Consider the following 23,849-nt stretch of genomic DNA (forward strand, 5'->3'; position numbering starts at 1 on the left):
CATGGAACTTGATGTCTGTATTAAGGGACGAAGAAGCGTTCGAGCCTACACCGACCAACCCGTTTCCAAGGAGCATCTGGACGCGGTTTTAGAGGCAGGTGTCTGGGCGCCAACCGGCATGGGACGCCAACCCTGGCGCTTCATCGTAATAGAAAACAAAGAGCTAATCAGGTACATATCAGACCAAACTAAGCAGGCAGTTAAAAAGAATATGCCGTCGCTTGCTGCCCAGTACTCAACAGATAAGGATATAATATGTTACAACGCACCCATGCTGGTGCTGGTATGCGTCGAGAAGGATGCCCAGTGGGCAAGCGTGGACCTGCTGGACTGCGTTTTAGCCGCGCAGAACATGTTCCTTAAAGCCTACGAGCTCGATTTGGGCACATGCTACATGGGCTTTATCAACTTACTAAGCAGCCAACCCGAGGTCCTGCGCAGGATGGGTGTTCCAGAAAACTACACGATGATGGTTCCCTTCATCACTGGGCACCCTAAAGCTAAGCAGGGCAGCGGCAAACGAAACAAACCCAGCATCCTGAAATGGACAAAATAAGCTACACTTTTCTTTTCGGCAGCACAATGCCGTCTTTGGAGCCGCCGTAAACCACGGCATCCCCCTCCAAAAACAGCTTGCCAACATATGCGCAGGTCACCGCGTCAAGTTCATGGTCGCTGCGGCAGCCCTCCAGCCCCAAGATACCCAGCGCCTCAAGACCCGCCCGAAGCCTCTCTATGCCCCGCTGCTTACGCGCAATCCCTAAAACATCCTGTGCACCACCCGGATACGCCTCGATAACCCTAAAACCCCCTGCCTCAAAGACCCCCCGCAGCCTGATGCCTCGGACGGTTAATTTACGCATGGGACCCAAGGTAAGGGGGAAAAGTTTTATGCCCATCTTCAGCAGTGCGCGGTCGCTTTCGCGGAGGTGACTGCCGGTGCGGTCTTCGATAGTTTTTCGGTCTGCCGGCAGGGAAAGCGGGGCATCGATGGCTATGATTTTTGGGTTGGCTGCGATGGTTTTTTGGATGATTTCTTGGTCACTGTATAGGTCGCAGGTCTGGGCTTGCATATCTTGGAGGATGCAGAAGCCTGTTGGCCGATGCTCTGCGCCCGCTAAATCTAACCCGACAACTGACATTTAGAGTCAATGTAGGCATGCCGTTTTGGCTAATATTGTTTGCTTTGACTGCCCACGCAATTTGTTTAGTTACTAACATTGCTGATTTTAATTCATGATTTGTCGAGAAAAAAGAGCCTCAATTTAGCCGTATTCCAAGCAAGCGATAGAAAATGTTTTATTCTCATACATACGATACCATGACAGAGGAATAATTATGGCGAAATGCCCCACATGCGGAAAAGAAGTCAAGAACGCAAAGAAAACTTGGAAGATGGCTGGCAAACCAGACAAGAAAGGAAAACGCACACAATTAACCATTGCATTGTATGATTGCTGCGGCAAAACCTTCCGTGAAGTTTTAGAGAAGAAAAAAATCTAAACTGCCCCTTTCCTTTTTTTATTTTTTTTAGGGCTTGTGGTTGTATGTTTGCTACCACAAACTTTAAAGGCTCGGTTGCTATGTATAATGTGTAGTTTTTAATAGAGAGAGGAGTAGTAAATTTTGTCTTTTAATAGGAAACGCGATAGAATACAGATTATAGCCGAGATTTTAGGTCAATGCCGCAGCCCTCAAACGCAAACCTACGTTAGACGACAAACCAACCTATCCTACGATGTCCTTCAAAGCTGCATCATGCAACTGTTAGTGAGACAGTGGCTAAGGCAGGTAGAGGATGAGAACGGCCAAAAAAGGTACGTGACAACCCCCAAGGGCATGGTTTTTCTGGAAAAATGGTTTGAGCTCTTGCAGCTTGCAGGAGTCAGTAAAAGACCAAAGCTTTCTGTGCCGCTGCCTGATTTAGCAGCCATCAATGCGTCTTTCCGCTGATTTTCGTGTAGATGCCCTCTTGTTTCTGCAGCACCGCGGCGACTCGTTCGGGGTATAATCCGTTAACGACATAGCAGTCTATCTGTGTCTGAACGATAAGTTTGGGCAGGTACCTATCTACGCTTGTCCGCTGCTTAAAATCCGACAACTCATCAGCTGAAAGCTTGCCGATTAGCTCTGCATCCGCATGTACCTTAGGGTCAGCAGTGTAAACGCCATCTACATCGGTGAGCAGCAGCAATCTGCTTGCGCCAAGCCGCCCAGCAACATAGAGCGCTATCGAATCTGAGGTGACGTCCCAGGAATTCTCCAGTGGATCCAACCTGAACAGCATAGTTGAAGGCAAAAAAACAGGCAACCCCCCCTTATCTAGCACATCCAAGGTTTCCTCTATGCTGCCTGTGACTACTGCATTGGGAATAATATCCGCCAGCAGCAAACCATACTGATCCATACCCAAAATCGCCATCCGATGCGACGCACAATCTGAGAGCCCAAAGCGCCCGTCAAGCTGCCGCACAACATCCGCGAATTCTCCGCCTCCCCCCACCACAACTAACCTGTGATTAACCGATAATTCCCCTATCTTCTGGGCTAAAAGCCGCAGTTTCAATGGATACTCGGCTAGGCTGCCGCCGACCTTCAAAACCGCGATGTCCATGCCAAGTTAGCCCCAACAGTTTTGTTCGCAGCCATCAAAGCCACAGCAACGGCGGGAGACGCATACACAGCCTGCCTGGGTACAAGCGCGTCTAAATCGAGGATTTCATCGACCTCCAATTCCTCGGCGGCTCGGCGAGCTAAAAACTCCTTTCCAAGCCCCGTAACCACCACCGCAACCGGCTCCTGCGTTAACGTTTTAACGCGTTCAATGGATCTTTTAAGGTCATCTGCAATTTGGCGGATTTGCTCACGGTAAATGTAGACGGCTATGTCGTGGATTTCATCTTCTGAGAGCATGTCGATGTCTGCGCAGACAACCCGGGCAAGCCGCGCCATGGCTTCAGGAACCGTTTTTCCCCGTCCATCCGCCGTCTCCGAAGTGTAATCTGCCTCTGCTATGTTGCCTAAGACCACATGGACATCGCCGGAGAGCGCAAAAAGCTCCGAGGAAACCCCTGCCACGCCGCTTTCAAGAGGAATCGACTGCACGATAGCGGCGACATTGGTGCGCAGGCTACCGGTGTAGACGAGTTCGCCGCAGACCAGCTTATTAACGTCTGTTTTGCCCTGCGCTGCCAATTTGCCGTTAACTATCGGGATTATGCTTGTGCTGGTGCTGCCGACGTCAACGACCACAGCGTTGCTCTTTTGCTGTGCCACCAGCCAGCCTGTAGCAGCCCAATTCGCCGACGCAACATCTAGAGGTGACTCCAAAGCCGCTTCAATCGAGAGCAGCTCCGCGTTTGTGCTTAAGACTTCGATGGGGCTTGTGGGAAAGGCTTCTTTAACGCAGCTAAGGATATGGTGGACGCCTTCCCGTTTGGTCTGATAAGCATCGGAGAGCTCAGCAGTCATAGTTACGCCAACAGCGTCGGGGCTGGCGATTTTCAGCCGCTCTTTTAAGGCAAGAAGCACCGACGATAATTCTTTAGATTGCTTCCAAACAGGAAAATACTCTGCCTCCACCGTCACAGTTTGCACTTTGTCGTCATCTACATGCACCACTGCGGCTTTGGTGTTTGCGCCACCTATATCGTAGCCTAACACGGCAACCAAGACGTTCGCCTCATCACAATATGCCCAGCAGGCTCTTATTAGCTTCACTCAACTGCAACTGGGCCTCCGCCAAACTTGCCCCATACCCCATAACTAAGGCAGTGGCGGCTCCATTGTCATCTATGGAGAATGGGGGCGCAACAACACCGCTAATTGAAAGGCTTTTCTGGTAAGCGTTCTTGCTGGACCGGCGCGTTGAGGTTTTTTGGAAGCAGGCAAAGCCGCTGGTTTCTGGGTTCACAGGAAGTTTGCCTGCAGTCACAGATTGAATGATAGCTTCTGCAACGTTTAGGTTCGCGACGCGGCGCAGCCCCACATAGGAGGTTGTTAACCGCGCATTTACATCCACCACAAATACCGTCCCCTCACCCAAAATAACATCAACTCCTATATACCCCCGAAGGCCCCCAAACGCTTCAACAGACCGTGCTGCCAATGCAAACGCATCTGCCCTACGCGGATGCTCAAAGGGAACCGCGCCTCCCCCATAGCATGAATCGCAAGTTGCGTTTGAAAGGTTAATCTGCTGCCGGTTAAGAGTAAGAGCCACCGCTTTTTTGCCATCCGCAATCAAGCTGACACTCGCGGATTCGCCCTTGATGTATTGCTGGGCGATGAAGAGATGGCTTGATGACTCTGACTTGACCTTGTATAGGGCACCGGCGATGTCGGATGGGTTTTGAAGCAGGGATATTCCGCTGCATCCTGTTCCGTCGATGGGTTTGAAGACAGCGGGGTAACCGAGTTCCCCGTTAACGGCACGCTCAGCTGCGTGGGGGTCGTTGACGTTCAGAATCAGGGTTTTAGGGGTTGGGATGAGGCTTCTTTTCAGGGCAGCATAGAGTAGGGCTTTATTTGCCACTTCCGCAATGGCTTTGGAGCTGCTGTTTAGCACCACTTTTTTGGTTTCCTCAGCCGCTTGTACCATGCTTTGGAGGGTCTGGTTGGTTTCGGGCGCTACAACTAAAACGGCGTCGTTTATCTGTGCAGCAACTTTAAGGATACTTCTGTATTCACCTGCATAACCCGTTGGGATGGTGCAGTCGGCTGCAAGCGGGGGGTTAAGTTTGGAAATGCGGCTGTCAAGCATCACCGTAACTTCATGGCCTGCTGCCTTCAAATCCTCCGCGACGCTCCGCAGCATCCCGTATCCCTCAGCTAATACGCCCATGGGCAAAGGCTGACCTGCATATCCGCCGCCGCATACATGCTCATACAACAGAACCTTCAAGCCCTCAAACCTCCCTTGAGGGTGTTTGGAGGTTTTCTTTTTTTAGTGCCTCAAGAAAAGCCCGTATATGCCTTGCTTTAACATGCGGCATAACGACGACCCGTATGCAGTCATAGCGTGGAATATAGGAGATAAACCAGCCCTGCTTCCAGAGCCGCTGCGCCAGCTGTTTGGTGGCGCCGCTTCGGAAGGCCACGACGTTGAGGTCGGGTTCACAGACAAGACTCAGCCCCAACATATGTATACCCGTAGCGAGCAATGCCGTGTTTTTTATGCAACCAGCCACTATCTTGCGGTACCCTTCCTGTCCCAGAAACCTAAAAACGGCCCATGCAGAAGCCGCTGACGCGCCGGACCGTGTACCTACAAACGTGTATTGGGCAGCGTCGGAGAGGTAGGGGGTGTGGACTTTTAGGGTTTCAAGCATTTCGGGGTTGCGGAAGAGGATTCCGCCTGCGGGGATCGCCGCTAATCCCATCTTATGAGGATCCACCGTAACTGAAGCGACGCCTTTTAGCTGAAAATCAAAAAGGGCACGTTTAGCTTTCAGGAATGGAATCACTAAGCCGCCGAATGCCGCGTCAACATGCAAATGCACCCCATGCGCCAACGCAACCTCGGAGAGGGCATCGATCGGATCGACTGCGCCCATCTCAGCGGAGCCCGCGGTGCCCACGATTGCAACCGTGTTTTTGTTAATTAGCTCTTCCACGGCGGATGCATCTGCCCTGAAGGCGTCGTCGAGGGGTGCATAGATGGGTTTTAGGTTGGTTAGTTTGCAGATTTTTGTAAAGGAGAAATGGGCTGATTGCGGCAAAACCACCTCTGGCTCAGATAAGCCCGCTACGGTTTTGGCTGCTTGCAACGCGAGCAGGTTAGCTTCGGTTCCCCCTGAAACCACAAACCCCCCAGCGCCGCTGCAGTGAAGCAGTGAAGCAAGGTCAGCGATGACTTCGCGTTCCAGCTGTGCTGCGGCAGGGAAAAGTCCGCTGTCGCCTAGGTTTGAATCAAAGAAGAGGCGGTAGGCTTTTTTGGCTACGGAATGCGGTTTGGTGCACATGGAACAGAGAATTCTGCCCTCGTCATAGCGTGTGTCGGCTTTGCCGCGTTTTCTTAGTTCAGCAAGGACTTTACTTTTACTTTGGCCATTTTCCTGCACATCTACGCCCTCTTCAGCTTATGGGCCGCTTCAACCAGCTCGGCTACGAGTTGACGGGTTACGCCGCCGTTGTTACGGTCGCTGTCCGTGCAGACGGCACCTCGGAAACCTGCAATGTCCACGCCTAAACCGTAGAGCACAGCCAAATCCTGCTTTTGCAGCGATCCTGCCAAGGCAGCTTGCAAACCGTAGCTGTGGGCGGATTTCACGAAGGCTTCAAGCTGTTCCCTTGTCTGATAAGTGAAGAGGCTAGTGCCGTTTTTGGTGGCGGTGTCCAGCATAGCTACATCGGCGCCGGCTCTGTGAGTGACTTCGGGGATAAGGGCGGCGTCCACAGCGCCGATTAAAGAGGCGTCCGCGTAGCCGGAGGCAACCACCTTTACCTTTGGGTTGCAGTCCTTGGCCGCGCGGGTTACCTGCGTGACCAAAAAAACGGCTTCAGTGAGGTTTTTGACGCCGAAAAGCCCCACCTTAACGTAATCTACCCCCAGCGAAACCGCGCCTAAAGCCGACAACGAAACCGAGCCGGGCAGGTTAGGGGCGTCGCCGATTGCGCAGCTTACCTCCATACCCCTCGCGAGGTCCCTGATTTCCTTGATAACCCAGGGGAAATTTGCGCCTAACGCGCCCTCCTTGGGGTTTTTAACGTCAATTATGTCTGCGCCGCCCGCGATGGCTTCTTGGGCTTCCTCCGCGTTTTTTGGGCTTATGAGCAGCTTCAAGTGGCATCACAAACATGCGGCGGCTGGATGCCTTTAAAGTTTTCCCGTTGCAGCGGCGGGTTTTCAAACTGGACCGTTCATTTAAGGCGGTTATATGTGGCCAAAGCGAAAAGGGGCTCAGCGGTACGCCTAGGGAAAACGCCGTAGACCGCCCAAGTCTCTATATATAGAGGGGGGATAGGCGCTCAGAGCAGCAACGGCTACGCTTGATGCTTGTTGTGGATGCAAAAAGGTATGTTAGGAAAAAGGTTAGTCTTTTTCTTCTTCTTTGATTTCGCACTGAAGCTTCTTTATGACTTCGTCAGCTCTTAGGGTCTCGATTTTAAGGGTGTAGAGCTGGCTGGGGGTGCGAAGCTTGAGTTTTACGCCGTCTTTGAGGCGTTTGACTTGGCATTGCTTGGCTTTGGCGCTCATCGCCACGAACTTATCAACATCAGTAATTTCAGAGGGCATATCTAGTCATTCCGGTTTGGTTCGCTGTGATGGATAGCGGAGCAAGTTTTTATCTGTTTTGGTTCAACACAGCTTATATTCAATCAACCCGAAATAATACTGTGAAAGGCCAGTTGAACGCGTAAGCTGGAGAGCAAACTGGATGAAAAAAACCAGCGTCCTCGCATTTATCCTCATCGCAGTAATCTTAGCTGCCTCGGGCACGATGCTGCTTGCTCAGAACGGCAACGGCGAAAAAGCCCCCTCCGTCTATGTAGGAGTTGCCTACGGCGGCGAAACCGTTGAGGCTGCCAAACTAATCATAGATCGAACCAAAAGCTACACTAACCTCTTTATCCTTAACTCGGGATTAAATGCTATAAGCAGCAACGAAACCGCAGTTAGGGAAATCTGCGACTACGCCACCGAAGCGGGATTAAGCATTATTGTGAATTTGGGCACGCGGGAACCTCAAGTCTGGGCTTGGAAACTTGAGTTCTACCGGTCAGCAGGGGAAATCTACGGTGACAAGTTTTTAGGCGCCTACTACGACGACGAGGTCGGTGGTATCCCGCTGGATTGGGATTGGCCAACCTACTTCACCACCAACAGCTCCCTCTTCCAAGGCGCCAGCCCCTTGGACCTCACAGAAATCCACTATCGAATGCAGATGACCGAATTAACCGGCGTGGAACCCGCCAACTACACGTTGGAGGCACAGTGGGTTGTAGATGACCTTTTGGGGCGTAACCGTGGACACAACAGCCTCATCGAAAACAGCATCCCTACCTTCACCTCCGATTATGCCCTCTACTGGTTTGATTACCTGGGCAAGTACGATGTGCTCTTAGCCCAAATCGGTTGGAACCAGAGCATAAACCTGCATATATCCCAAATCCGTGGCGCAGCAACCATGCAGAACCGCGATTGGGGCGCCATCATAACTTGGAAGTACATGCAGCCGCCTTATCTTGATTCGGGACAAAACATCTATAACCAGATGAAAACCGCCTACAACGCCGGCGCAAAATACATCGCCATCTTCGATTACCCCTACAACGACACCGCCAACCCCTACGGCATAATGAAAACCGAGCATTTCCAGGCGCTTCAAACCTTCTGGACGCAAGTCGCCACTAAATATCCACCCAGCCTACCCCATGCGGAGGCAGCGCTGGTTTTGCCTAAGGATTACGGGTGGGGCATGCGTAGTGTCGACGATAAAATCTGGGGTTTCTATGGGCCAGACAGCAAATCCCCCCTTATCTGGAGTAGTCTGCAGAAGCTTCAAACCCGCTACGGTTTAGCTTTGGATATAATATATGATGATCCCAAATATCCAACAATGGGAAATTACAGTGCAGTTTACAGCTGGAACCAAACCAGCTGAAATAGCTTGAAAGAAAAGAGAAGAATGCCCTCTTAGGCTTTCTTGGAGCGGATGCCGAGTTTTAGGTTAATTTCAACCGTATATTCCTTCTCGTTTTTTCCGACCGCGAAGTTCCAATCCTTCACTTCCACTTCCATATCCTTGAATTGCTTGATGATGGCTTCTTTGTATTCCTGCGCGGTCTCACCGATTTTCTGTAGTTTCTCAGTAATGTTCACTGATTCAGGCACAAATACACCTCCTTAAGTTGAGTCAACTGTTGCTAGGAGCATGAGAGGGGTAACTGCTTTTAAGAATTTGTGGCTGCATCTATACACCAGCAAACCCTCATTAACACAAAAAGGCCAAAGGAAATTTCCTTATATGGTAGATTCCACATGAAAGTTATGGACGATGTTTTTGGCAAAGTATAAAGTTGGCATATCTGGTTCCTATGGCGGCTTAAACCTGGGCGATGAAGCCATTCTGCAGAGCATCATCGAGCAGCTACGCAAAACCGTTGATGTCGATGTGACCGTTTTTACTCGTAATGCCCAAGATACCAAGGCAAGGCATAACGTTGAGCATGTGGTTGAGGTCCGTAACTTAACCAAAGTTGAAATTACCCCTGAAATTGAAAGGTTAGATCTTTTTATTTTGGGCGGCGGAGGCATATTCTTTGATAAAGAAGCCGAAATTTTCTTGCGTGAACTAGAAATCGCCTACCAGACCAGCGTAACATCGATGGTTTATGCAGTGGGCGCGGGGCCCCTTAACAGCGAAATCAGTCGTAAACGCGTTAAGGAAGCTCTCAGCCACGCCGACGTTATAACGGTTCGGGAACGTGAAGCCAAAAAGATCTTCGAGGAAATCGGGGTTGACAACCAAATCATAGTGACCGCTGACCCTGCTTTTCTGTTAACGCCAAGGCCGCTGCCTAACAATGCCGTGGATCTAGAGGTACCGCATGGCTCTCGCAAGTTAGTGGGGATTTCGGTTCGTGAACCGGGCCCGGCGGCGCCTGACATTGACCCTAATTTTTATCATGGATTGCTGGCGAACGCTGCTGACTTTGTTATCAGTCGCTTAGATGCTGACGTTATTTTTGTCCCTATGGAGCGGCAAGTGTTTGATGTGCAGCATTCTCATGCCGTGATCTCCAAGATGCTTCAGCCTCAACATGCCTGGGTGCTAAAGGGCGAGTATTCAGCGGGGCAGCTGCTTACCTTAACCGAGCAGTTCGCCTTCACCATCGGCATGAGGCTACATTTTCTTATTTTTTCTGCATTGCAGGGTGTGCCGTTTGTGGCTTTGCCCTACGCAACAAAAGTCAGCGGCCTTTTAGATTCGCTGGGGGTGCCTATGCCGCCGCTAAACCGCGTTGACTCAGGGTTAGTTAACGCCTACATCGATAAAGCCTGGGATGAACGCAGCAAAACCAAGGAGAAAATCATCCAGTTGCTGCCTAAACTAAAGGCGCTGGCAGAGGAGAACAACCGTTTAGCCATCGATTTACTTCGAGGCGTGCGTTCTGAGGCAGCCATAACGGAGACCTACGGAGGCTAACCAGGGAGGATCAGGTTTGCCGCTGGCAAAACGAGCCATAACCGAGATAACTCTGCCCCCCAGAAACGCAAAAGTGCTTCCTCCCATCGACGTTTTGGTGGTGGGCGGTGGACCAGCAGGTATTGGTGCAGCGCTGGGAGCAGCCAAAACCGGCGCAGAAGTCCTGCTTGTTGAGCAATACGGCTTTTTAGGCGGCAGCGCAACCGCCGGGTTAGTTTTAACGCTGGCTTCATACCATACATCCGCTGACACACCCTTGAAACGTACCTGCGATTTAACAATGTTCCCAATCGATCATGGTGCTGGAAAACCAGTTATAGGCGGCGTTTTAGGGAAACTGGTGGAGCGGATGGTTTTAGCCGGCGGCGCCTTTGCTCCCTCTGCGGACACGGGGTTCATGGTGCCTTTTGACCCCGAGGTTTTCAAGGCGGTGGCTCTTGACATGATGGAGGAAGCCGGTGTGGAGCTGCTATTCCACGCCTTTGCCAGCGGAGTTATCTGTGACGATGATGGCAGGCTGGGGGTGGTTTTGGAATCCAAGTCGGGTCCACTGTTTATCCAATCTAAAGTTATCGTGGACTGCACCGGCGATGGGGATATAGCAGCGTTTGCCGGCGCCAGATACGAGGTGGGCCGAGGCATGGACCGCATGGTGCAGCCGATGACGCTTATGTTCGCGCTTGAAGGCTTCATGTTCGAGCGGTTCCGCGGATTCGTGGAGGCACATCCTGATGCCTGGAGGGGCGTAGAGGGCCTAAACGAGCTTATGGAAAAAGCCCATGCTGCTGGAGACCTGCATGTGCCCCGGGAAAAAGCTCTGATTTTTGGCAGCGTACATGAAGGCCATGTTTTGGTGAACAGCAGCCGTATTCTAAACACGCTGGGCACGGATGTCTGGGATTTAACCCGTGCAGAGCTTGTGGGGCGACGCCAGATTCTGGAGCTCACAAAGTTCTTTCGGAAATACGTGCCGGGTTTCGAGGAGACCTATGTGGAGCAAAGCGGCATTTTAACCAACGTGCGCGAGTCCAGACGCATAATCGGCGAGTACCTGCTGACGGCTAAGGATGTTTTGGAGGCGCATAAATTCGAGGACACCATCGCCCTAGCCACCTACCCCATCGACCTGCATAACCCCAAAGGAAAAGGCACCATTCTAAGGAAAATCAAGCCCGGACAAGCCTATGCGATTCCGCTGCGAAGCCTTATCCCCATCGGCGTGGAGTACCTGCTTGTGGCGGGACGCTGTATCTCAGGAACCCACGTGGCCAATGCATCCTACCGCACGATGCCCGTTTGCGTAGCCACGGGGCAAGCGGCGGGGGTCTGCGCGGCGCTTGCAGCCAGAAAACACCAAAGCCCACGACTGATACCCGCGGGTCTTGTGCAGTCTGAGCTCCGCCGACAGGGCGCTATCTTGGAAGTTCCCAAGTAGTCTCTGCTGCTCTGGGCGCCTATCCCCCCTCTATTTATAGGGACTTGTGCGGCTTTCTTTATCTTCATAGGATCGGCTGCCTGATGCTTTCGGAAGGGAAAGTGGCGGCTAAAGTAAACTATCCGTTAGCTCTTGGCGCTTGCCTTAATATCGCCATAGGCAACCATCAAACACGCCCGTATACAAAAGCATCAACAAAACACATTTTCGCCAAACCCCACAAAGCAACCCGCAAAACCGAAAACAAGCGAACCTTATATAATCATGGCGCCCCAAGTCCCGACAAATCAGCGCCGGCAAAACAAAATCATATTAATCCAATAAAAAACCTCTTCAGCAAGGCCCAAACCACCTCCAAAAAACGACGACAGCGCAACTAGAGCCACATAAACCCCTCTGGAGGTGAAATATTCTACGCTTAACCGTGAACCGTTCCACCTGAGCGCTGCTTTGGGGTTGGCGACTGCCTTTAGGCCTGTTTGTCGACCGATTTTTTTCATGTAATAAGGGCTTTTTCTTGGTTTTACCGTTGAGGCTAAGGCCTGCTTTCATGACGATTAGACGACATCAGATGTTTTTGGTCAAAGTTTGCTTTTCGGCTGAGCGAAATTAATTCGAACGGTCACTTTTTACATTAAACAGTTAAAAATTGATTGCTGCGTTATTGATAAGAGATAGTAAAAACGCATTTTTCCCATGCGGGACGCAAATATAGGCACTACGATTGGCGAAAGGGGCATCGGGCGACAAAAATTTTTTTAACTGTTTGGGCACTGAAGGTTTATGCCATGGTTTCCCATAAGGGGATGGAGGGCTCGATGAAATTGCAGGTGCATCTTGGCGAATGCTCTGGGGACCGGATCAAAAACTGTGTTTGGGAGATGCTTCTGTATACGGAGCAGCGCATATTGCTTTTTAGGCTGGGCAGCAAACCGTTTTTGCAGATACTTGCGTGGAAAACAACAAATATTTGGGGGCGTAACCGTGAGTGTTGAGCGCAACCTGCTAATTTCGCTGCTAAAATGCACCCAAAACCAGGCAGCTTTAATCGAAGATGTCAACAAACACTCGCACCTGCCCACGGCACTATGCCGAGAATTGCTGCAGACACTGCAAAATCAAAACATCATTTACCTCAAAGACGGCTCCGTCGAAATCGACAGCGAAAACCGCCTCAAAATCGCCCTCAAAGCCATCACACAAGGCGCCGACATCCAAGCCATCAGCAACCTGCTCTGCTGGCAAGAATTCGAGGAAATCACCGCCCAAGCCCTCAAAGCCAACGGATACACAGTAACCAAAAACGTCCGCTTCAAACACGGAGGCAGACGCTGGGAAATCGATGTGGTCGGATGCAGAAAACCGCTGGTCGTCTGCGTCGACTGCAAACGATGGCAACATGCCATTTCCCCTTCAGCGCTCAAGCGGATGGTCGAATCGCAGACGCAGCGCACCGTGGCACTGGCGGATTGTTTGCCTAACCCAGCCTTAAACTTGGAATGTGGCCTCTGGGAAAAAGCACGCTTTGTCCCCGCTGTGCTCTCGCTGACACAGAACGCCTACAAATACGTCTATGATGTGCCCGTGGTGCCGGTTCTGTCCCTGCAGGACTTCATCTGTCAGTTGCCCATCCACATCTGCGACGTAAAATTTTACGGCAAAACCTTCCCCAAACTAAGCCATGATGTTTAGGATCCCTGATTTTGCGAGTTTGAAGGCGGGGTAGATGCTGAAAAGAAACATTGCAGCCAAAGCAGAGCCTAAATAGAACGCAATCGCCAGCAGGGTTGCTGTTGTTATGAGGGGATTTTCCATAAGAATCAACACAGTAGCAATCACTCCAAAACTTAAACCAACTCCGAAGCTGCTCAGAAGCACCAAGCCACTTTGTATAGCGCAGGTGTGTATGATGAGGCGGGGCTTGGCACCCACCGCACGCAGCATACCAAACTCGGCCCGCTGCTCATTAACTGAAAGCATCATGTAACTCACCAGACACAGGGCAGCCGACGCCAGCGATAACAGGGGCAGAAGCATGATTGTCTGCCAGGTTCCGCCCAAAAAGGCCTGGTTCTGGTTCATAACGCCTTGGAGGTCAAAAACATCAAGGTCCGAATCAGCCTGCTTTACTATGCTGCGTATTTCGGCTATGGCGGCTTCGCGGTTCACGGTGCCGTTAAGGTCTATTATCAGCAGGTTTGGGTCACTGGTTTCTGTGGCGTTTAGCATTTTATCAATAGGCACATAGGCTACTAAACCGTTGTTTATGGGGTCAACGCAGACACCCACAATCCGGAAGGGGACGTCGGCGAATCCGAGGCTTTCAACCAAAGGATCCGACAGGTTGATTTGGTGGCGGCGGTCTGGAACATACATAGTTAGGGATAGGGAATCTCCGATGACAGCTTCAAAAGCGCCCTCCTCGAGGTCTCTGCCCTTGACTGCAACAGCGCTCTGCAGGGGGTCCACTCCGATCACAAGCACATCAGCTTCTCGTCTGCCACCAACCGATGCTTCTTTACCGTCGATAACGGTGAAATTGCTGATTTCCCGAATGTGCTCATAGCGGACAAGGCGTCTATCGAGGGAATCCACTGTGGGCAGAGCCTTCAACTTCTCTACCAGGGCTTGGGGAACCCCATAATCTGGGTTAGAGTAGTCAAAGTTGCCTTTTTCCTGGGCACCTACAAACTTTGAAAGCAACAACTGGTACTGCTCCGCTAGGTCAGGGTGGGCTATGGCGATGGCGTCGGCGTCGACGCTTCTTGACATCCACGACGTCGTTGTGTCTTTGGCTATGATTCCTCCGGCAACCGAAACAGTCAACAAAACAAAAACAATCGAGAGCAAAAACACCAAGCGTGCAATCGGAGATAGCCGCCGCGCCATGCTTCTCTGCGCAATTCTCCAGGTTAACGCGGAATGCGACAGCGCTTTCGATGCGCCGGTGACGGTTGATCCGTAGTAGCTGATGGGGGAAAGGGCTTCGATAGCAGTCATTTTTGCAGCTTTAAGCATGGGCTGCAAACCAAAAAACAGCGCCAACACGAAAAACGCCACGGCAACAATGGGGGCATACCACCAGTTTCCCAGGGTATAGCTGCCTAAAACCGTGCTTGAAGCGGCGAAGTCGGCGATAAACCCGAAAGCCACGCCTAAACCGCAGGCTAAAGTCGTCACGGTTAAGAGTTCCGTTAGGAAGTATCCGCCGATTAGGCTATTGGGGCATCCTGCGGCTTTGATTAAGCCGAAGTCGCGTGTCCGCTGAGCCATCATTACATAGACGCTAAATGAGGTTAGAATTGCGCCTACCACAAACACGAGGACGCCTATGAAGAGTATGAATTGGCTAAACACCGAAGTTAACCCCATCGTGTATGCGTTGGTGGAGGCCGCTAAACCCACGCCTATGCGGCTGCTGAAAAGCAGCAGAAACAACGTGGAAGCAACCGACAACGTGAGAGTCGCGGTCACTAAGCCTGTTTGATAGCGCCGCCTCAGCAGGTCATTAACGGGGAAACCTGCGCCGCTACTCATGCCCATTCTCCATGCGGCCGTCTTTAAGCTCGAAAACCTGGTCTGCAAGACTGCGGATAGCTAAGTCATGAGTTGAGACCACGACGGTTTTACCCTGGCTTTTAAGAAACTGGAGCACCTGCAGGATTTTCTGGGCATTTTTGCTATCTAGGTTGCCGGTGGGTTCGTCAGCGAGAATTAACTCGGGGTCGTTGGCAAGTGCCCTTGCGAAGGCGACGCGTTGCTGCTCGCCGCCGCTGAGTTGGGAAGGAAAATGGGTTTGGCGATGCTCCAAGCCCACTGTCGCAAGCAGCTCAGAGACGCGTTTCTCGATTTCGCTGGGGGGCTTTCGCAGCCACTCCATCGGGAAAGCCACGTTCTCCGCCACCGTCAAGGTGGAAACAAGGTTGTAGGCCTGAAAGACAAAACCCACATGCAAGCATCGGAAATCCGAGAGTTCATCCTCATTCTTGCCCGTCAACTCTTCGCCTGCGACCGTGACTGTGCCTTTGGTGGGGCGATCGATGCCGCTGATGATGTTAAGCAGGGTCGTTTTGCCGCTGCCCGAAGCCCCCGTGAGCACGGCGAACTTCGCGGGTGAAATGGCGAGGTTAATGTTTTGTAAAACGGAAAGTTTGCTGTTGCCGATCAGGTAAGTTTTCTCCAAAGCATGGGTTAAGACCATGGGCGCGGCGTCTTGTGTAGCCATCAATTTTACCTCACTGTCAAGTGTGGGGATTTAGATAATAACTTTGAGGTACACTCGCTTACTCGTCGCTTTCAAGGTAGCAGGTGTCGATGTTGAGGTTGCCGCGGTCACGCTTCAGAATGCGGACTTTCTCGGGGATCTTGTTTTTTTGCCAGTCTGCCCAGCTGACTTCGCGGAAAAGCCACCTTTTGCCCAGATGCGCGGCGACGACGGCGTGCTTGGTTTCGTTGCCGGTGGGGATGAATTGGTCTAGGAAGCGGAAGAGCTTGTCGATTTGGGGCAGCGGGAAGTAGGCGTAGTAGGTGGCGTTTTTGACTTCAAACGCGTAGGTGTGTTTGCCGCGTCGGGCCATGAGGTCAGGGAGCGGGTTGAGGCTGGGGTTGCTTACGGGCACGCGGACGGCGTGGTAGCCTTTTTTTTGGAGTAGTTTGACTAGGACGGTTTCGCTGTAGAAGCCGCGTTTGCGCCAGCGGCGGAGTTTGATGCGGTCGATTTCGGTTGCCAAGTTTTCCCCTCTCTGCTTGTTATGGGCGTTTGGGATAAAAAATGTTCCCTTCATGGCTGGGCCTGTGGGTTTGGGGGATGCTTTTGTATCCGGTGGCTTTGTCCTGGTGGGGCTGGCGCATGCTGGTGCATGGAAAGCCGACAAGTAATACCTAATCAACCAGCACCACAGACAAAGGATTATCCAACATCAACACACACAAAATATAGCCACTATAGCCACGTCTAACAACAACAAAAATGCAGCTCCGCAGCCAAGCCCCCGAAAACCACAACCACCCAAACACAACAAAAACGGCGCCAACACCCGCCCGTATACAGAAGCATCAACCAAACACACTTTTGTACCCACTCACCGCTGGCGGCAACACAAAAGGTCCACCAAAAGCCCAAAACAGCAAGCCCCGAAAACTTTAACGAAAAACAGCCAAGTTTCCGCAAACGGCTGCAAAACAGGAAAAAAGGCTCTTGGAACTCGAAGGCTACCCGAAAAACCCCAGTTATGCTTCGCATGGAGATTTTCGCAGGTACTTATATGAGGCCCCGATATTCTCCATGCCAAGCTCCCCTAGGGAAGCCGATGGAGGATGATTCAGGGGTATTTTGGGTTTAAAGGCTGTTTTTGAGGTTATTGTTTTGATGTTTGGTGAAAAAACCTGCGCCCATTTTCCCCCGAGGGGGTTTCGCAGGCAAACAACATTGAATAGGGCCTTTTACTGCAAAAAAAGCCGTTTTTAGGGGTTTTTGGGCTAAAAGAGCCATGCGGTCTACCGAAGATATTGTTGATTACTCAGGCGTTTTTTTCGGGTGATTCTGCAGCAGCTTTTCATCTGAGCCACTGCGAAAAGAGCAACAGCGTGTAAAGCCGCCGCATGCATGGCTACAGAGAGGGCTTGGATACTGAAGCGGTGTACCGGCTGGTCTAAGCGAGAACTGGGGTGGGAGGCGGCGGATTTGGGGTTTGGGGTCGGCTGATTTTGCCGTTTTGGCAGGTGATGCATGCGGGTGGGGGGTTGGGTCTGGTGAGGCAATGGTGGTGTCTGGGCAACTATGAGCTTAGCAATAGCTGTTCAGCTAAGAAAAAAGGGCAGAAGAAGGAAGAGGGCTTAGCGTTCCCTGTAGCGTTCTTCCACTGCTTCTGAGGGAACCCCGCCTGCGTTGACGGTGGATTGGTAGCCGAAGGATTTCCAGTTTGATGGCAACTGGTCTTCGCCCACAAAGTGCTTGTCGAGGGGACGCAAGTTAACCTGCTGCGCTAAAACTTTGTTTACGTATTCCTTGTTGGGTTCAAACACGATCAGCGGCTCGATCTTTTCGACTTTAAGTATATCGCGGATGTCTTTTTTCTCGTATTTTAGCAGCAGGTCATTGCATGTGTTGAAGTGGTCGATTTCGTGGCTGAGAAACTCTGCCCAGACGCTACGGATGCGTTCGTTGGGTTCGGTCTGCATGCAGCTGAAATAGTTGTAGGCTTCGTTTAGCTGCAGAAGCGTCATCTGCTCAAGCGCGGTTGCGTTGGGGTCGCCCACTGCCTCATACTGCGATACATGCTGCTCCTCGATTTCCGCAATCTCAGCGTAGAGTCTTCGGCCTAAATCATCATTGAGCATGCCTCCGTGGCCACGGTAGTAGAGCATAGTCTGCTGCTCACCGGAAACGATGGTGAAGTAGTTCATCCACGACTTGGCAGCAGTGTCGGCTTTGTCAACGTGAAGGCGCATTTCATCGTCGGGGTGACGGTGCTCAACGCTGGTTGGGCGCCCCGGCTTGATTTCGGTGTTACCCTGAACGATGGCTTCAGCATTTTTCTTCTCTAAAAGCGCCATTAGCATGCTGTAGCGGTAAAGATGGTCAAAGTCCTCCAGTAACGCGAAATCTAGAACCTGCCTGAAATAGTCGTTTGGCTCGTTTTTCGCCAGATTTGCGGTGAGGTCTACGGCGACCTGCTCGTAGCCTATGGTGGTTTCTATTATGCTCTGGTTGGGTGGGTTAAGCCAATCCACCGTCATCTGATGCTGCGAGTCGGCGCGGCGGATACCAGCGAGTTTTCGGTTGATTTCGTCGTTGTCAGTCATGCGGGCGATGGCGTGGGATGTTATTACGCTGTTGTTTTCGATGCCATTCATCAGAATTACCCGGGTTCGTGTGTAGGCATCCACGCGGTCTTTGTCATATGGGGTTTTTATGAGTGCAGTCCAGTTCATGAATTGTTGCTCAAGGGGGGTGCTTTTGAATTCGAATGGTCTGAAATCTTTTTGCCCTGTTGCGGTCTTGATGGTTTCCTGTACTGTGTTTCGTATTTTTTCCATTCTTTCCATGGTGCATCAAGGCAAAATGACCAATAGCGTTATTATCGATATGTGGTTCCGAACTGAAGCCACAGTTTTACCGATTACCCTTGCATGCCAGATATCGCTAGCGGTTGGTTTAATCCGTGGACTCGGCGGTGATGCCGGTCATGTTCCTCTAAGGTGTCAAAGAGCAGCCCGCAGTCGCGGCATCTGTAGTGATTACTGTCAAATGCTTGGGAGGCATCCGTGTAATCTTGAAGCGCATTTTCTACATCTTCACCTATCACTTCACGGTATCCAACGTGGGTTTTAGGTTTCATCTCAAAGTCACCTTCAATGGAGAACGCGTGCACACTTGATGAAGCGTTTAAAACTTTAAGCCTATGTGAGTGGCGCAAGACTGCAACGAGAAGACCAGCCGCGTAGCCACGGGTTTGTATACAAAAGCATCGCCCAAAACAGTTCTAGAAAGGTTTTTCAGCAAAGCTATCCGAGTAAATCATGTGATGCCTCGATGTCGGGTTTTAGAGTGGCAAGCAAAACCGTCAAGTTCACCACTAAAAACGCAATTGACTTTGTGAATCTTTCAGACAAAATCCAGGAAACTGTGACTGCATCCGAAATCAGAAACGGCATCGTACATGTCTTTGCGCCCCACGCAACAGGCATCTGCATTTTAACTGAAAACGACGCCCCCCTGCTTGAAGACATCAAAGCCTTCCTCGAGGAACTGGCGCCAAGGCAAGGACATTATTATCACCCATCAAATGCCCATGCGCATCTACGTTCGATGCTGCTGCCGCCGGATAAAACCTTGCCCGTGATGAATGGGCAAGTGATGTTTGGAACTTGGCAGTCGCTGTTTTTTGTGGAAACTGATGTGTATCCGAGGGAGCGGACCGTGATTATTCAAGTCATGGGCGAATGAGTAGCTGCGTCGGTTTTCGTTTTTCGTAGCTTTAGAAATCAGGTGCTTCCGTGAAATTATGCCATTTGAGTGCAATATCGCCTATGCCAAGAAGAAAATTTTAACTGTTTTATGTTAAAATTGTGGATTCGATTGCTTTTCGCACCATTCACCAAAGACAAATAATATCCACCGCAGCTAAAAACAGCAAAAAACCAAACCTCAAATTGACTAGACAGACCAAAACAGTCTAAAAACCCCACTTAAACCCTCTCAGACCAGCCTCAAATCAACCAAAACAGCCTCAGGAAAGCAGAAAAGAAGCCGCAGCAGAGCATTTGCTGCCCTGCCCAAGCATGATTATATAAGGTTCGTGCCCCTTCGAAAAATCAACTAATGCTCTGAAGGCAACCGCTTATTAGCTCCCCTTGACCGCATCCGCGCATGCTTCTTCTCCGCAGCCATACCCGTTGCTTGGTCAGCTAACTGGTCTGGCTCCGATTCCTCCAAAGAGAGGTCATCTGCCACCGTAAGGAAATCGGCTTCAGTAGCTAACTCTGCGCCGCTCTCCTGCATCGCCTCAACAGCGCGGTCAACATCGCCGGACTGCACATTGATGCCTAAAGTAGCATCCATCAAAACAACCGCGCCAAAACCCAGCTTGCAGGCGTCAAGCACCGTGTTCACCACGCAATAATCCGTAGCCAACCCCGCCACAAAAAGCCGCGTAACCCTCAGTTGACTTAGCTTGTCTGCCAAGAGGGTGCCGTCGAAGACAGAGTATGCTTCGCGGTTGGGGTCGGTAGCTTTGGAGATAATGAGGACGTTTTGGGGAAGGGTTAGGGCGGGGCTGAATTTTGCGCCGGCGGTGTTTTGGATGCAGTGGGGTGGCCAGGGTCCACCTTGGGCTTCAAAGGACACATGATTTTTGGGGTGCCAGTCGCGTGAGGCAATGATGGGGGCATTTGCCTTCTCAAACCGTTTGGTGTAATTGTTGATTACGGGGATTATTTCGTCTCCGCCTGCCACGGGCAGGGCGCCGCCGGGCAGAAAATCAATCTGGATGTCTGTGATGAGGAAGGCGTCTGTTCCGGTTAAGATGTAGGTTTTATCCACAGAGGTCACCATCATAGAATCAAGCGTTTGCCAATTTAAAATTGTCTACAAGAAACATAAGGTTAACCGTGGTCGGGGGAATAAACCTTTACACAGCCAAGCATTGCGTCGTGAAAAACGTAATAAGCCATCAATGAGATAATTTATTGTGGTGAAGCCGAGTTGGCAATTCTGGCATATGTCCTTTTTAAAGTGGCTTCCGGAACCGAGCGTGAAGTTGCACAGAAGCTGGTTGAATTCAGCGAGGTTTTAGAGGCCGATATTTTGTTTGGCGAATATGATGTTGTGGCTAGGCTATCGGTGGCGGATTTGTCTAAGCTGGAGGGATTTGTATCTGAGACTATCCGCACGGTAAGTAATGTGTTGGTTACGTCCACGATGATTATCTCTCGGGAGTACAAGGGAAAAAGCAGCCGATCCCCAGGCGCTTGAGTCGCGGTTTTTGATGCTGTCTTTCAGCGTAGCTTATCCTTCGCTGTTTGCAGCCGCCAAAATGCCTCTTGATGGTGAAAATTTACAGCAACCATCAACTTTACAGACTGAACACAGGGCGTTTTTAACTTTTAAATGTAAAAAGCGACCATTCGAAACTATTTCGTTCAAGCAAAACAGCAGAAAATCCGCTAACAGGAAAACTCTGCCGCCAAACCAACAAAAAACCCGCGACAACCAGCCAACCGCAGCACAAGAACTCCTCACAAGGTAACCCCAAACCCCAATTAGCCCTGCCGAACCCGCCAAAACGCCCTAAAAACCAACCGATTCAGCACCCAAACGGCAAGGAACCATCGCAAAGAAGCTCGGAGAGACGAAATCTTGCGAAAAAGGGTCAGGCAGCGTCTTCTGTGAGCCTCAGAGGACAGCGTTAAGCCGCCGGCAGGAACCTACAGCAGCACTTTTCCCTTCAGGCACCGCTCAAAAGTTTTTCAAGCGCTCTTAAGGGTTGATGATTATATAAGGTTCGCCCCGCTTCGAGGAAAAACGCCTTTTTGGCCCGTGTGAAATGGCCCGTGAGGAAAAACTGTGTTGTGGCGATGCTTTTGTATACGGCTCACGATAGCCTTATCTTGAAAGCCCAACAATACTAAAGCGGCGTCAAATATGCAAAACAGCCAGTTCATCAGCAGCCGCAACATGCGAGCCCTAGAACTTAACGCAGAATACTATGGTTTCAGCCTGCTACAGCTAATGGAGCTTGCGGGGCAAAACGTAGCTGCCACAGTGAGCAGCCGCTTCTCCAAAGACAAATCCGTCGTCATCTTCTGCGGGTTAGGCGGCAACGGGGGCGATGGCTTCGTGGCGGCGCGGCATCTTTCGGCGGCTGGTTTTAGGGTATCGGTGGTTTTGGTGGGCAGAGGCAGAGACATCAGCCACCCATCAGCGCTTAGCAACTATCAGATCCTCCAAGCCCTAAACGGAAAAATCCCCCTCGTTCAAGCATCCGACAGCTCAGATATCCCCCAAGTCTCCGCCGACGTCGTCGTAGACGCGTTGCTGGGAACAGGCACCAAAGGAAAACTCAAAGCCCCCATCGCTCAGGTAGTCGAATGCATCAACGCCATGGGGGGCTTCAAAGTCGCCGTTGACGTGCCCACAGGCATCGATTCAGACAGCGGCGAGGTTTTAGGCTGCGCGGTTAAGGCGGATTTAACGGTTACTTTCCACCGAGCCAAGCAGGGGCTGGAAAAAGCCAAGGCTTATTCCGGCGAGGTGGTGGTGGGCGGCATCGGTTTACCCCTCGAACTGGAAGGGTTTGCGGGTCCAGGCGATGTGCACTTAGCCTCTAAACCCCGTGGCTCAGCGGCGCATAAAGGCGATTTTGGGCGGCTGCTGGTCGTGGGCGGAAGCGAAGTGTTCTCGGGTGCACCCACACTGGTTGCTCTGGCGGCTCTGCGAACCGGCGTGGACATCGTTTACCTTGCCGCTCCAGCCAAGACGGCGGCGGCTATTTCCTCGATTTCACCGGACCTGATAACCATAAAACTCGTCGGCGACAACCTAAACCCCGCCAATGCCGAAACACTCCGGCCCTACTTGGGCAGCGTCGATGCAGTCGTAATGGGACCGGGGCTGGGCGTAGAAGCCGAAACAGAAAAATTCGTTGAAGCCTTCGTCTCTGAGGTGGAGGCGGCTGGGAAACCGCTGCTTTTGGATGCTGACGGCCTCAAAGCCTTCGCTAAATTCAAGCGTCCCCTCAAGGTGCCACTTGTGCTAACGCCCCATGCAGGCGAATACGCCATCCTCACAGGAGCGAAACTGCCCGAAGACCAGCCTGACCGCGTCGCGGCAATCCAGAAAACCGCCAAAAAACTCGAGGCAACCCTGCTGGTGAAGGGCAAAGTCGACATCATCGCAGGCCCCAAACAGGCAAAGCTGAATTTCACAGGTAACCCCGGCATGACTGTAGGCGGCACCGGCGACGTTTTAAGCGGCGTCGTAGGCGGCTTGCTGGCGCAGCATGCAGACAGCTTTGAGGCTGCCGTAGCAGGAGCTTATGTTAATGGCGCGGCAGGGGACTTCGTGGCGGCAGAGGTGGGTTTCCATATGGTTGCTTCTGATCTGCTGGATTGGATTCCCCAGGTGCTAAACGAGCCCATGAGCCATTTGAAGGTGCAAAAGGTCAGTGGACACTGAATCTGAGGTGCAGCCGCAGGCGCTGCCGGTTCGACTCACCATTTACCATGCGGCTCAGGATGATCCTAAAAAGAACACGGCGCTTCGGCTTAAACGGCGGGGCCTAGCCCGAATCGTCACCAGCGTGAGGTTTCTGCCTAAAAGAGCCATCGTGCTTAACCCGTTTAGCCAAATAGCGTTTTCACCCTCAGATCATGATCGGCTGGAGCAGTTTGGGTTGGCAGCGCTGGATTGCAGCTGGGAACACGCCCAGAAAGTCATGGGTGAACATGTGCGTGGAACCAGCCGCTGCCTGCCGGTTCTGATTGCAGGCAACCCCGTGAACTATGGGAAGCTAACTAAACTCTCCACTGCCGAAGCCATAGCCGCGGCGCTCTACGTCGGCGGCTTCCAGGAGGAGGCACATGCGGTTTTAGATATTTTTCCATGGGGCCACACCTTCTTTGAGCTCAACCAGATGCTTCTTGACAGCTACATCACCGCCAAGGACAGCGCCGAAATCGTGGAGATGCAGGCTAAATTGCTTGCAACCAAAAAACGCGAGTAACCTCTGGGTGATTGGGCTAATCAGAAACGTTAACGCTTA

General features: G+C 51.5%; 25 protein-coding genes and 1 pseudogene. 12 read left to right on the forward strand and 14 right to left on the reverse strand.

Annotated elements, in window-relative coordinates; genetic code table 11:
- The first annotated feature begins 1 nt into the window (after position 1).
- Positions 2 to 556 (forward strand): nitroreductase family protein, encoded by a 555-nt coding sequence (locus NWE93_04260; protein MCW3999431.1) that lies wholly within the window; start codon positions 2 to 4, stop codon positions 554 to 556.
- 1 nt (position 557) lies between these two features.
- Here the strand turns inward: NWE93_04260 and NWE93_04265 are convergent, their stop codons facing one another.
- The gene (locus NWE93_04265; protein ID MCW3999432.1) at positions 558 to 1,142 is read right to left on the reverse strand and encodes a DUF429 domain-containing protein; all 585 of its coding nucleotides are present in this window, start codon (positions 1,140 to 1,142) and stop codon (positions 558 to 560) included.
- A 196-nt stretch (positions 1,143 to 1,338) separates the two neighbouring features.
- On the opposite strand from NWE93_04265, the gene NWE93_04270 reads away from it, so the two are divergent.
- Both NWE93_04270 and NWE93_04275 read left to right on the forward strand, forming a co-directional pair.
- Entirely contained in the window at positions 1,339 to 1,503 is a 165-nt protein-coding gene (locus NWE93_04270) for a chorismate-binding protein (protein ID MCW3999433.1), read from the forward strand.
- Positions 1,504 to 1,626: 123 nt separating this feature from the next.
- Positions 1,627 to 1,953 (forward strand): winged helix-turn-helix domain-containing protein, encoded by a 327-nt coding sequence (locus NWE93_04275; protein MCW3999434.1) that lies wholly within the window; start codon positions 1,627 to 1,629, stop codon positions 1,951 to 1,953.
- Here NWE93_04275 and NWE93_04280 read toward each other — a convergent pair.
- The 6 genes from NWE93_04280 to NWE93_04305 all read right to left on the reverse strand — a co-directional run bounded on the left by NWE93_04280 (position 1,934) and on the right by NWE93_04305 (position 7,237).
- Positions 1,934 to 2,614, reverse strand: a complete 681-nt coding sequence (locus NWE93_04280) for a delta 1-pyrroline-5-carboxylate synthetase (protein ID MCW3999435.1) — start codon at positions 2,612 to 2,614, stop codon at positions 1,934 to 1,936. The two genes, NWE93_04275 and NWE93_04280, sit on opposite strands and share 20 nt — an antisense overlap.
- Positions 2,596 to 3,720 carry a H4MPT-linked C1 transfer pathway protein gene (locus NWE93_04285; GenBank protein MCW3999436.1) on the reverse strand — a complete coding sequence of 375 codons (1,125 nt, stop codon included), beginning with the start codon at positions 3,718 to 3,720 and terminating at the stop codon, positions 2,596 to 2,598. Before NWE93_04285 ends, NWE93_04280 begins: the two co-directional genes overlap by 19 nt.
- A complete protein-coding gene (locus NWE93_04290) occupies positions 3,686 to 4,903 on the reverse strand; it encodes an ATP-grasp domain-containing protein (protein ID MCW3999437.1) in 1,218 nt (405 codons plus the stop codon). The genes NWE93_04285 and NWE93_04290 overlap by 35 nt, the downstream gene beginning before the upstream one ends.
- 4 nt (positions 4,904 to 4,907) lie before the next feature.
- Complete coding sequence (gene mfnA, locus NWE93_04295; GenBank protein MCW3999438.1) at positions 4,908 to 6,062, reverse strand: tyrosine decarboxylase MfnA; 1,155 nt, start codon at positions 6,060 to 6,062, stop codon at positions 4,908 to 4,910.
- A gap of 2 nt (positions 6,063 to 6,064) precedes the next feature.
- Positions 6,065 to 6,784, reverse strand: a complete 720-nt coding sequence (locus tag NWE93_04300; protein MCW3999439.1) for a hypothetical protein — start codon at positions 6,782 to 6,784, stop codon at positions 6,065 to 6,067.
- 249 nt (positions 6,785 to 7,033) lie between these two features.
- On the reverse strand, positions 7,034 to 7,237 hold the full coding sequence (locus NWE93_04305) for a hypothetical protein (protein MCW3999440.1): 204 nt from the start codon (positions 7,235 to 7,237) through the stop codon (positions 7,034 to 7,036).
- A gap of 142 nt (positions 7,238 to 7,379) precedes the next feature.
- On the opposite strand from NWE93_04305, the gene NWE93_04310 reads away from it, so the two are divergent.
- The gene (locus tag NWE93_04310) at positions 7,380 to 8,606 is read left to right on the forward strand and encodes a hypothetical protein (protein ID MCW3999441.1); all 1,227 of its coding nucleotides are present in this window, start codon (positions 7,380 to 7,382) and stop codon (positions 8,604 to 8,606) included.
- A gap of 32 nt (positions 8,607 to 8,638) precedes the next feature.
- Here the strand turns inward: NWE93_04310 and NWE93_04315 are convergent, their stop codons facing one another.
- Complete coding sequence (locus NWE93_04315) at positions 8,639 to 8,836, reverse strand: hypothetical protein (protein MCW3999442.1); 198 nt, start codon at positions 8,834 to 8,836, stop codon at positions 8,639 to 8,641.
- A 169-nt stretch (positions 8,837 to 9,005) separates the two neighbouring features.
- On the opposite strand from NWE93_04315, the gene NWE93_04320 reads away from it, so the two are divergent.
- The 3 genes from NWE93_04320 (at position 9,006) to NWE93_04330 (ending at position 13,278) form a co-directional block, all read left to right on the forward strand.
- Complete coding sequence (locus tag NWE93_04320; GenBank protein ID MCW3999443.1) at positions 9,006 to 10,151, forward strand: polysaccharide pyruvyl transferase family protein; 1,146 nt, start codon at positions 9,006 to 9,008, stop codon at positions 10,149 to 10,151.
- Positions 10,152 to 10,167: 16 nt separating this feature from the next.
- Entirely contained in the window at positions 10,168 to 11,586 is a 1,419-nt protein-coding gene (locus NWE93_04325) for an FAD-dependent oxidoreductase (GenBank protein ID MCW3999444.1), read from the forward strand.
- A 984-nt stretch (positions 11,587 to 12,570) separates the two neighbouring features.
- Positions 12,571 to 13,278: a restriction endonuclease gene (locus tag NWE93_04330; protein MCW3999445.1), complete on the forward strand. Its 708-nt coding sequence runs from the start codon at positions 12,571 to 12,573 to the stop codon at positions 13,276 to 13,278.
- Here the strand turns inward: NWE93_04330 and NWE93_04335 are convergent.
- The 5 genes from NWE93_04335 to NWE93_04355 all read right to left on the reverse strand — a co-directional run bounded on the left by NWE93_04335 (position 13,261) and on the right by NWE93_04355 (position 18,926).
- Positions 13,261 to 15,123: an ABC transporter permease gene (locus tag NWE93_04335; protein MCW3999446.1), complete on the reverse strand. Its 1,863-nt coding sequence runs from the start codon at positions 15,121 to 15,123 to the stop codon at positions 13,261 to 13,263. The genes NWE93_04330 and NWE93_04335 overlap by 18 nt on opposite strands.
- Positions 15,116 to 15,811 (reverse strand): ABC transporter ATP-binding protein, encoded by a 696-nt coding sequence (locus NWE93_04340; protein ID MCW3999447.1) that lies wholly within the window; start codon positions 15,809 to 15,811, stop codon positions 15,116 to 15,118. Before NWE93_04340 ends, NWE93_04335 begins: the two co-directional genes overlap by 8 nt.
- 58 nt (positions 15,812 to 15,869) lie before the next feature.
- The gene (locus tag NWE93_04345; protein ID MCW3999448.1) at positions 15,870 to 16,316 is read right to left on the reverse strand and encodes a hypothetical protein; all 447 of its coding nucleotides are present in this window, start codon (positions 16,314 to 16,316) and stop codon (positions 15,870 to 15,872) included.
- Between the two features lie 1,105 nt (positions 16,317 to 17,421).
- Positions 17,422 to 18,624 carry a hypothetical protein gene (locus NWE93_04350; protein ID MCW3999449.1) on the reverse strand — a complete coding sequence of 401 codons (1,203 nt, stop codon included), beginning with the start codon at positions 18,622 to 18,624 and terminating at the stop codon, positions 17,422 to 17,424.
- A gap of 83 nt (positions 18,625 to 18,707) precedes the next feature.
- A complete protein-coding gene (locus NWE93_04355; protein ID MCW3999450.1) occupies positions 18,708 to 18,926 on the reverse strand; it encodes a hypothetical protein in 219 nt (72 codons plus the stop codon).
- Between the two features lie 194 nt (positions 18,927 to 19,120).
- Between NWE93_04355 and NWE93_04360 the strand changes: the two genes are divergently transcribed.
- Positions 19,121 to 19,534: a secondary thiamine-phosphate synthase enzyme YjbQ gene (locus NWE93_04360; protein ID MCW3999451.1), complete on the forward strand. Its 414-nt coding sequence runs from the start codon at positions 19,121 to 19,123 to the stop codon at positions 19,532 to 19,534.
- A gap of 531 nt (positions 19,535 to 20,065) precedes the next feature.
- Here NWE93_04360 and NWE93_04365 read toward each other — a convergent pair.
- Positions 20,066 to 20,641, reverse strand: a pseudogene (locus NWE93_04365) (isochorismatase family protein).
- Positions 20,642 to 20,791: 150 nt separating this feature from the next.
- Between NWE93_04365 and NWE93_04370 the strand changes: the two are divergent.
- From NWE93_04370 to NWE93_04385, 4 genes are all read left to right on the forward strand, one after another.
- Positions 20,792 to 21,061, forward strand: a complete 270-nt coding sequence (locus NWE93_04370; protein MCW3999452.1) for an Lrp/AsnC family transcriptional regulator — start codon at positions 20,792 to 20,794, stop codon at positions 21,059 to 21,061.
- A gap of 10 nt (positions 21,062 to 21,071) precedes the next feature.
- On the forward strand, positions 21,072 to 21,335 hold the full coding sequence (locus tag NWE93_04375) for a hypothetical protein (protein MCW3999453.1): 264 nt from the start codon (positions 21,072 to 21,074) through the stop codon (positions 21,333 to 21,335).
- A 395-nt stretch (positions 21,336 to 21,730) separates the two neighbouring features.
- Positions 21,731 to 23,263, forward strand: a complete 1,533-nt coding sequence (locus NWE93_04380; protein ID MCW3999454.1) for an NAD(P)H-hydrate dehydratase — start codon at positions 21,731 to 21,733, stop codon at positions 23,261 to 23,263.
- Positions 23,253 to 23,810 carry a DUF367 family protein gene (locus tag NWE93_04385; protein ID MCW3999455.1) on the forward strand — a complete coding sequence of 186 codons (558 nt, stop codon included), beginning with the start codon at positions 23,253 to 23,255 and terminating at the stop codon, positions 23,808 to 23,810. Before NWE93_04380 ends, NWE93_04385 begins: the two co-directional genes overlap by 11 nt.
- The last annotated feature ends 39 nt before the right edge of the window (positions 23,811 to 23,849 follow it).

The organism is Candidatus Bathyarchaeota archaeon (genome assembly GCA_026014735.1).
Taxonomy (GTDB): domain Archaea; phylum Thermoproteota; class Bathyarchaeia; order Bathyarchaeales; family Bathycorpusculaceae; genus Bathycorpusculum.